The 1,526-nt window shown below is 64.2% G+C and carries 3 protein-coding genes; all 3 read left to right on the top strand.

Features of this window, described 5'->3' with window-relative positions; translation table 11 throughout:
* Positions 1–2: 2 nt before the first annotated feature.
* Positions 3–170: a helix-turn-helix transcriptional regulator gene (locus tag ACFRAM_RS28665; protein ID WP_379470437.1), complete on the top strand. Its 168-nt coding sequence runs from the start codon at positions 3–5 to the stop codon at positions 168–170.
* Positions 171–546: 376 nt separating this feature from the next.
* A complete protein-coding gene (locus ACFRAM_RS28660; protein ID WP_379470436.1) occupies positions 547–837 on the top strand; it encodes a helix-turn-helix domain-containing protein in 291 nt (96 codons plus the stop codon).
* A 188-nt stretch (positions 838–1,025) separates the two neighbouring features.
* On the top strand, positions 1,026–1,526 hold a 501-nt coding region (locus tag ACFRAM_RS28655), incomplete at its 3' end, for a hypothetical protein (protein ID WP_379470435.1).

Below are 1,526 nucleotides of genomic sequence, written 5' to 3'. Positions count from 1 at the left end.
AGATGACGCAGGGCGAGCTGGCGGCGCGGTCTGGTGTCAGCAAGAAGACGATTGGCCGGATAGAGAACGGCAGGTCATCGATGCAGATTGAGCAGATGTACCGGATCGCTGCGGCGCTGGGCGTCACCCTGGGCGGACTACTTGAAAAGGCGTACGAGCTCGGGGGTTAGCTGGTCTAGCGTTCGCACAGGGTCGTACCCCCGTGCCTGCAGCTCGACAATGAACCGAGAGGCCGGCATGAAACGCGCGGCCGCAATCAGGTCGGCGAGATCACTCGCGCGCTGCCCGCCTCCCGGATGCATCCCCACGCCCCCCGACGATCGGAATATTCCGCGCCCCATCCTGGGCTCTCCAGAGTCGGGATCATCTTCCGGCAACACAATTTTCACTGTTCCTCCACCGGGTTACCGCGGGGCGACTCCGTCGTCGGGAACCGAGCCGCCGAACATTGCGTGATGCTCTTACCCAACTCGAGCCAACGCCCTGCAAACCTTACGTCCCAATTCTGGGACCTGCAAGATCGACACATGAGATAGCCTTCAGGCCATGGATCATGGCAGGGTGAACAGGGCGATCGGACACGCCCTCAGCGTCCGGCGGAAGGACGCCGGGAAGACCATGGCCCAAATGTGGGACTCGCTCGGGTGGGGTCGGATGACCTACCGGAGGACCGAGGAGGGCGCGCGTGAGATCTCGGTTGCCGACGTGCTCGAGTTCGCCGAGCTACTCGGGATCGAACCAGAGGACCTCGTCCTTGATATCTTGCGCCGCTTGAAAACTAACGACTTCCCGCAGCCGACACCCGCAAGCGAAATGCGTAGACAGCTCGGTCTTTAATACCGACCAGTTTCGTGGCAGATGTCGCCGGGTACTCGTAACATCCGACCATGTTGGTTGGGCTTGTTCCCCTGATCGCGGTCGTCTTGGGCCGCATGGTTTCCGTGCGTGGTCGCCGTGTTCCGCTGCTCACCCTTGGTCTAGCAGCAATCTCGGTGGCGTTCGTGCTACGCCTAGGCGTGGTCGACATGGCGATCGATTCCCATCTCGCTACGGCCAACGTCAGCGATTTGTGGCATGTCCTGCTGGCCGGCGCCGCCTGGTGGACGCTCGGTTCGCTAACTCTGCCCGTGATCGCCGAGGCGCCATGGGTCCGTGCGCGGCTCCATCGGGGATCCGATTCGGTCGGGAAGGTATGGACGGCAGTCAACCTCGCTGCGGGCGCGGCGGTCTGGGTGGTGTGGCTCGCCGGCGATATGTCCCGCGTCGAGGTCGACGACATGATGAGCTTGCGCGACCCCGGCACGGTGGCGCTGATCTGGCTGTATCTGGGTTGGGCCTTCACGGGCGGCGTGATCGTCATGGCAGCTGCGCTGATCACCCTGCCTGACCCGGAGGCGCCGCGCGTCACGGCCGCCCTGCTGCTGGGCATCGGGATCTGTGGCGTCGGCATCTCGGTCACCAGCGCCGCCTACCTCGTCGCGGACGCCGACGACCTCGAGGCCCGCTTTCCCGCGATCATGGGCCTC

It is taken from the genome of Paenibacillus sp. NPDC056722, from assembly GCF_042790635.1.
Classification (GTDB): Bacteria; Bacillota; Bacilli; order Paenibacillales; family Paenibacillaceae; genus Paenibacillus_AQ; species Paenibacillus_AQ agri.
Note: the sequence above shows the minus strand (reverse complement) of the source record. Positions and strands in the feature narration are given on the sequence as shown.

Excerpts from the sequence above, each read along its gene's own strand:
- ACFRAM_RS28665 (WP_379470437.1), top strand. The coding sequence starts at position 3 with ATGACGCAGGGCGAGCTGGCGGCGCGGTCTGGTGTCAGCAAGAAGACG.
- ACFRAM_RS28660 (WP_379470436.1), top strand. The coding sequence starts at position 547 with ATGGATCATGGCAGGGTGAACAGGGCGATCGGACACGCCCTCAGCGTC.